The sequence below is a fragment of the Longimicrobiales bacterium genome (assembly GCA_028823235.1).
Lineage (GTDB): Bacteria > Gemmatimonadota > Gemmatimonadetes > Longimicrobiales > Gaopeijiaceae > UBA2589.
Window position 1 is genome coordinate 25,688 of the sequence record JAPKBW010000022.1, and the last position, 6,598, is coordinate 32,285.

General features: G+C 60.5%; 7 protein-coding genes. 1 reads left to right on the forward strand and 6 read right to left on the reverse strand.

Features of this window, described 5'->3' with window-relative positions; genetic code table 11:
- Positions 1 to 165 precede the first annotated feature (165 nt).
- The gene (locus OSA81_11530; protein ID MDE0899640.1) at positions 166 to 1,167 is read left to right on the forward strand and encodes a dienelactone hydrolase family protein; all 1,002 of its coding nucleotides are present in this window, start codon (positions 166 to 168) and stop codon (positions 1,165 to 1,167) included.
- A 280-nt stretch (positions 1,168 to 1,447) separates the two neighbouring features.
- Here the strand turns inward: OSA81_11530 and OSA81_11535 are convergent, their stop codons facing one another.
- From OSA81_11535 to OSA81_11560, 6 genes are all read right to left on the reverse strand, one after another.
- Entirely contained in the window at positions 1,448 to 2,074 is a 627-nt protein-coding gene (locus OSA81_11535; protein ID MDE0899641.1) for a CDP-alcohol phosphatidyltransferase family protein, read from the reverse strand.
- Between the two features lie 402 nt (positions 2,075 to 2,476).
- The gene (locus OSA81_11540; GenBank protein ID MDE0899642.1) at positions 2,477 to 4,741 is read right to left on the reverse strand and encodes a thiamine pyrophosphate-dependent enzyme; all 2,265 of its coding nucleotides are present in this window, start codon (positions 4,739 to 4,741) and stop codon (positions 2,477 to 2,479) included.
- Positions 4,742 to 4,950: 209 nt separating this feature from the next.
- Positions 4,951 to 5,379, reverse strand: a complete 429-nt coding sequence (locus OSA81_11545; protein MDE0899643.1) for a hypothetical protein — start codon at positions 5,377 to 5,379, stop codon at positions 4,951 to 4,953.
- Entirely contained in the window at positions 5,369 to 5,509 is a 141-nt protein-coding gene (locus tag OSA81_11550) for a hypothetical protein (GenBank protein MDE0899644.1), read from the reverse strand. Before OSA81_11550 ends, OSA81_11545 begins: the two co-directional genes overlap by 11 nt.
- Positions 5,502 to 5,714 (reverse strand): hypothetical protein, encoded by a 213-nt coding sequence (locus OSA81_11555; protein MDE0899645.1) that lies wholly within the window; start codon positions 5,712 to 5,714, stop codon positions 5,502 to 5,504. Before OSA81_11555 ends, OSA81_11550 begins: the two co-directional genes overlap by 8 nt.
- A gap of 31 nt (positions 5,715 to 5,745) precedes the next feature.
- Positions 5,746 to 6,117, reverse strand: coding sequence for a DoxX family protein (locus OSA81_11560; GenBank protein ID MDE0899646.1), 372 nt, complete (start codon positions 6,115 to 6,117; stop codon positions 5,746 to 5,748).
- Positions 6,118 to 6,598: the final 481 nt, after the last annotated feature.

A 6,598-nucleotide genomic window follows, 5' to 3' on the forward strand; every position in this document is an offset into this window, starting at 1 on the left:
ACATGGGTCTCACCCAGATACGAGAGGGTCAAACGTTACCGACGTTGGTTCCGGCGGGACTGGAGCCACGCAGTCAACACACGAAACCAGCACGAGCGACGAAGGGAAGTGCTTGCGAGTCACCGCTGTATGGGCGACGAGGTTATCGATTGGAAAGTTACTGAAATGGGACGTCGCGATGCGACCCCTGTGTTCCTCGCCGGACTTTGCCAGGGCTCCTACCTTGATCTCTATATCCCCGGATTCTCCGCACAGTATGGAGGCACGATGACCCGCCAACGGATGAAGGCTGACGAGTTCCCGCAGGAGGTTTTGACCCTCTTCGACAAGTACGTACACGGAATGATCGACCGTCGGGCCTTCCTTGACGAATCTGCGAAGTTCGCCGTCGGCGGCATGACCGCGATGGGATTCCTGGATGCACTCAGCCCTGAGTATGCCTGGGCCGTTGAAGTACCTGAAGACGATGAGCGCGTCCACCTCGAGTACGTCGAGTATCACTCACCCAACGGATCTGGTACGATGCGGGGGTACATGGCGCGGCCCACTGGCTCCTCAGGGCCATGGCCAGCGGTTCTGGTCATCCACGAGAACCGCGGCTTGAATCCCTACGTCGAGGACGTCGTCCGGCGTTTTGGGGCCGCCGGCTTTCTCGCATTCGGACCCGATGCCCTCACCCCGCTCGGCGGGTACCCGGGCACCGATGACGAGGGGCGCACCATGCAGCGTGAACTCGATCGAGCCACAATGACGGAGGACTTCGTGGCTGCAGCCGAGTTTCTGATGGAGCACGGTGAATCCACCGGCCGCGTCGGATCCGTCGGCTTCTGCTTCGGAGGCGGCATGGTGAACACTCTGGCAGTGAGACTGCCGGCCCTCGGAGCTGGTGCTCCTTTCTACGGTTCGCAGCCGACAGCCGAGGACGTACCCAGCATCCAGGCGCCGTTACAGATTCACTACGCGGGGCTCGATGAGCGCGTCAACGCCGGATGGCCCGCCTATGAGGCCGCACTCGAGGCCGCTGGCAAGACGTTCACGATGCACATGTATCCCGAGGTGAATCACGGCTTCCACAATGACACCACACCTCGGTACGACAAGGCAGCCGCCCAGTTGGCGCAGCAACGCACCATCGACTTCTTTCGGGAGCATCTCGCATCAGAGTAGGAAGTAGCTGACGACCTATTCGAGACCGGGTACCCAAGCCTATTTCTATTCTTTTCGAAGACTTCAGAAACCACCTCGTGCCACCAATGAGGGGCTCCGTTCGCGAAGGGCGATAAATTCTGTCCGAAGTGCGGAACCCCGGCAGGCCTCGTTTCCGACACGCCTGAAGGCCTGAATGGCGCCCTGGGCACAGTGAAGATGGTGGTGTGTTCGGGCTTCCCTTCCCAGATGAGCACCCACGATCGCTTCTGCCCGAAAGTATCGAGTGACACCGGTGCCCTTAGCCCCTAAGGGTTCTGATTTCCTCCCTCTTTCGCATCGCAAAAGCCTTTCCCTGCGCGGCTCCATCGAGCGCATAGATCGTCCCACTGATAATCGACAACAGCGCCGTCGCCAGAGCGAGTGGGATGAGCCCTGCGGCGGGAAGACGCAGCACCGCCCAAAGCAGTACTGCGATGAAGAGAATGCTCGTTAAGCGACCGTGCGCACGATGACCTACTTCCAGGGGGCCATAACGCACCCTGAGAACAAGCACACCCACAACCAGCGTGAGATCTCGACCGAACACCACGAGAAAAAACCAGAACGGGAGAGGGGTGAAAGCCGGACCGACGTTCAATGTGAAGAACGTGACCAGCGCGACCTGGGCGAGCTTGTCTGCAACGGAGTCAGCCATTGAGCCCCGATCGCTGATGAGATCAAAGCGACGGGCGATCCAGCCGTCGAGAAGGTCCGAGATTCCGATTACGACCATCGTAGCGAGCGTGGCCCAACGCATGGGGTCAGAATCGAGACGGCTCCGTCCCAACTCCTGAGCGGTCACCGCGAAATACACGAAGAGCGGGATCAGGAGGACTCGTAGCAGAGTCACGATCCACAAGATCAGGCGCATGGCGTTCGTACTCATCAATCCGCGCTGAGGCTCGATCCGCCCAAGTGGCTAGATCAAAACCTGGCGACGATCGGAGCTCTCCGCAGCAAATCGTTCACGTCGGTATCTATATACCCCCCAACCACGTCGCCGTTACCCAGACAACCGCAACGGCTGCCAATAACGTGCCCAGAGGCATCACTATTCAGGCGAAGAACAGCGGCCACAGACCGACTAGTTCCGTAACTTCCCGACCCTCGATCACACCGCGGCAGGTTCCGGCATTAAGAGAACGTCGTAGGGCCGCGAGTGTGACAGGAGTCACAATCCAGAAAAAGATCAGTCGCTGAGCGAGCCAGCGGCGCACTGAAAGCTTTTCGGTCCGTGTCCTTCGGGTGAGTCACCAACCGATGGTTCCTTCACATCACAATGTCACGGTCAAGCGTCGGGCGGGAGTCTCTCAGGAGATTTTTCGATCGCTGCCAGCACTGCCGCGACGATATCCGGCGTCTGAATCAGCACCAGATTCGCTGCGGCCCCAAGCGGTACAAAACTGTCCACTGCGCGTACGCTACTGAGGCGCCCGGGATACCCTGACTCAGCGAGGTCGGCGACGACCGCTTCTGCAATTCCACCACCTGTTCGACGGCACTCATCGGCGACGATCACAGCCGTGACACCTTCCGCCTCAGCCCGGACGGACTCGAGCGGGAGCGGGTTGAGCCAACGAAGATCCAGGACCTTCGCATGCACTGCGTGGTCACGACTCAGAATAGCCTGTGCCTGCAAGCTCATGCGCAGGCCATTCGCGTAACTGACGATCAGCACCTCGGGGGGGGCCTCCGGAGCGTGAACTCCGACTTCGCCAGGCAAAATCGCCTCGCCGGGCAGCGGATAGTCGCTCAGCCACCGACCGTCACCGTCTTCGTGCAGATCCCGCTCGTGATACAGGGCAATCGGTTCGAGAAACACGACCACCCGACCACTCGTCGCGGCAGTCGCCACACATCCTCGCAGCAGCTTAACCGCCTCGTCGCCCCGAGAAGGGGCAGCAATGAGGAGCCCGGGGATGTCTCGCAGCCCGCCAAGGCTGTTGTCATTGTGAAAGTGCCCGCCGAAGCCTTTCTGATAGGCCAAGCCCGCCATGCGGATGACCATGGGGTTCTGGAACTGGCCTGAACTGAAGAACTGAAGAGATGCGGCTTCGCCCCGGATCTGATCGACCGCGTTGTGGACGTACGCCAGGTACTGGATCTCGGGGATAGGCAGCAGGCCCAACATAGCTGCACCCTGGGCCAGCCCCAGGATCGTTGTCTCGTCGAGCTGCGTGTCGAAGACACGACCCTGCCCGAAGCGTTTCTGCAGGCCCGCCGTGACATAGTAGACGCCTCCCTTCCGGCCCACATCCTCCCCAAACACAAGTGTCTCAGGACGACGCAGCATCTCGTCGGCAAGTCCGGCGCTGAGGTGCGCGGCCATCGTGCGCTTAACCGGGGCCGTCGCGAACTCGGGCGCGTCGTCACCCCAGAGTGCCTTGCGCGCGGCAGCGTCGGGGATACCACGAGCTGAGAGTCGAGCCGACGCCTCGTCGTAGGGGGCGAGAGGTTTCACGATCGCCTCGACGCTTGTGAGTTGACCTCTCCGAGCGGCCTTCTCCCCAGCCTCGTCGACCCGGCGACGGATACGGGCGACGATTTCCTGAAGCTGGGCTGGTGTGGCCGCACCCAGTTCGATCAGTCTGCGCGCATTCAAGATCAACGGGTCCCTGCCCTCGCTCTCTCTAATCTGCGCCGCCGGCCGATAGGCGGTTTCGATATCGCTGCCGGCGTGTCCCCAGAGACGCTCCGTCGGGAGCCTCAGGAACACCGGAACGCGCCGAGAGCGGCAGACGTGTATCGCCTGCTCGACCGTGTCCCATACATCATCGACTTCGCCATCAGCGTCGAAGAACCGCAGGTACCTCGAGTCGCTGTACGTCTCAGTGATCCAGCGCTGGGGCGTTTCGACCGAGATGCCAATTCCGTTGTCTTCGCAGACGAAGAGGATCGGCATCGGGTTGCCGCGCCTCAAGCCGTATCGGGCGGCGTTGATGCCACTGAGCGCAGTCGCGTGGTTCGCGGAAGCGTCTCCGAAGGAGCACATCACGATCGCATCATCTGGAAGGCCCGGATCGTGATCGAGCCTCCGTGAACGACCGAGCGCGAACGCCATTCCCACTGCCTTGGGAAGATGTGACGCGATGGTGCTGGTTTGTGGTGGTACCCAGAGAGGGTGACTTCCCCAGACCTTGTGACGCCCCTGGGAGATCGGATCATCCTTCGATCCACAGATAGACAGCATCGTATCGAGCACCGGGTCGATGTCCGGCGACTGACTCGAGCGAGCCATCATGAATCCGCCCGAGCGATAGTGGAGAAAACTTGGGTCGTTCAGTCGCAGTTGCGTTCCGACGATCGCGTTCTGCTCATGTCCAGCACTGGAGATCGTGTAGTACGAGAGTCCACGGGCCTTGAGTCGTCGCGAGGCCGCATCTGTGGAGCGACTGGCGAACTGGTTCTCGAACAGGGTTCGAGCCATGGTGGCTGTGAGCGTGGACCCAGGGCGAACCGGGTCGTCGTCCTCAAGCAGGTGCCGGGCCGGCTGTGCCGCCGCGAGGGCCGCGTCGAGTTTCTCCTCGGCGGCAGTAACTCGATCCGTAGACAAGGACCGGACTCCAAGTGATGGGAGAGCGTTCGCCCGACGCTACCCGCGCCGGAGCGAAAGCAAGCTATGCAGTCGAGGCGGACGGTGTCGAGTGGAGCGAACACTTATCCGGAAGGCGACTGCAAGGACAGAGAAGCTGGAGCCGCTCGCAGGCACGGCGACACAGACGCACAATGCAAAGGGTGTAACACGCCTGGGTTTCGCCGAGGTCACGCCGTTCCAGACGAGAGGACAAGGCTTGCCGCGAGCGGTATTCGGGCGACCCATGCGAGGGTGCGAATCCAGTTGGTGGCCACAAGCCACCTGTGAGCCTGCGTGTCGAAGCCTCGCCGGAGTGCCGAGTGCGCGGGCACTTGAAGCAGCGCGGTCGAAGCCCAGATCATCACCAAAAGACCAAACCCAATGATCGCCACTTCGCGCCCTTCGACACGCGTAGCCACGAGCCATACGGCTGCCAGGGCCTCAGCCAGCATGGGTATTCCCACGACTCCGCTGGTCAGCACCCCATGCCTAGATTGGTATTCGACGTACCCGGACGCCCCTATGTGCGCCATAAGCGGATAGTGAACGAACTGAACGAAGACAATGACTCCGGCCATGAAAGCCGTAGCCACGAGATGCACGAGCTCAACCGCCACTGCGCTCAGGTCCGACGGCTTGCTGATCCGTCTCGGTCGCCGAGAAGCTCGCCCTCGCGAGCACGTAACTTCCGGCTAAGAACAGGAACATCACACCGCAACCGAATGCGAGCAGTGTTCTGTCATCCATGGTTGTTCCCTGCCAGCAGGAGCGCACCAGCTGAGCAGATGGAGGGCACCCAGATGCCAACAAAGAGCCCGCGCTCCCGGTCTCCGCTGAACCACAGCGTGACAGAAAGAACGAACGACAAGAAGGCGGCCGTGAGAAAGAAGGCCTTGGCGATCCTGATCTTCCTTTGTTCAGCGAATTGGTTTGAACGGTCAGGCGAAGTCATGTAAGGTGCTCCTAGATGATTTTTCGGTGATTCACAGAGAGTGAATGACCGCGACCGCGGTGGACATGAAGAGCATGAGCGACGCAGGAAGGGCCTTGGTCCAAGGATCCCGAATCCGAATGTGGGCAATGACCGCCGCCACCATCAGCAGAGCCATCAGGACCGCGGCAGTCGTTGCCAGTGAGCTGAAGTAGATCCCGGCCACGAGAGCCGCAGCTAGGGCAAGCTTTGTTATCCCGACTGCCCGGCGGACCCAGTCAGGCAGGCCGTACCGGGTGAATTCTTCGGCCAATGAACTGGCGCCTTCCGGCCGATAAGGCGTGGAACGGTCGGCGCGCAGGATCCAGACGTTGGCAATGCCAAGTGCGATGATGATTTGGAGAGCGACCGCGACGTTATCCACAAAAGGCCTCCTTAATTTTATTTATACAACGGATCTACAAATGCTCTCGGATAGCATCGCGGTCGCTGATTCAGCTGTCAATCCTTGTACAACAGATGAACGCGCGGTGGACTGGGTGCGAGCAGAACTAGGGACGAGGTTTGGCGGTCCGCCACGAACTGAAGCGTGATGCCTGGTGCCGGGGCGGCAGGGTCGCGGATCAGGAACGCATGTGGAGAGATAAAGGAAATGAGCGTTCCGAAAACACACAGATCATTTATCTACTGCTTCCCTTGCTGTCCTATTCGCCTTCACCGTCGAGCCGCTTTTTGTGCTCTGGCATAGGCACAAGTTTCGGTCGATGGGACCCACCGCCGCGTCCCATCGCCGAACCAACCCTGGGTGAACCGTTCATCGGGGATCGTTCACAGTGCAACCGCCGTGAGCCCAACCAAGCCTTGTCCGTAGGCATGGGTTTGAGCGGATCACCAGGTTTTCTGGG

Excerpts from the sequence above, each read along its gene's own strand:
- OSA81_11530 (MDE0899640.1), top strand. The coding sequence starts at position 166 with ATGGGACGTCGCGATGCGACCCCTGTGTTCCTCGCCGGACTTTGCCAG.
- OSA81_11535 (MDE0899641.1), bottom strand. The coding sequence starts at position 2,074 with ATGAGTACGAACGCCATGCGCCTGATCTTGTGGATCGTGACTCTGCTA.
- OSA81_11550 (MDE0899644.1), bottom strand. The coding sequence starts at position 5,509 with ATGGATGACAGAACACTGCTCGCATTCGGTTGCGGTGTGATGTTCCTG.
- OSA81_11555 (MDE0899645.1), bottom strand. The coding sequence starts at position 5,714 with ATGACTTCGCCTGACCGTTCAAACCAATTCGCTGAACAAAGGAAGATC.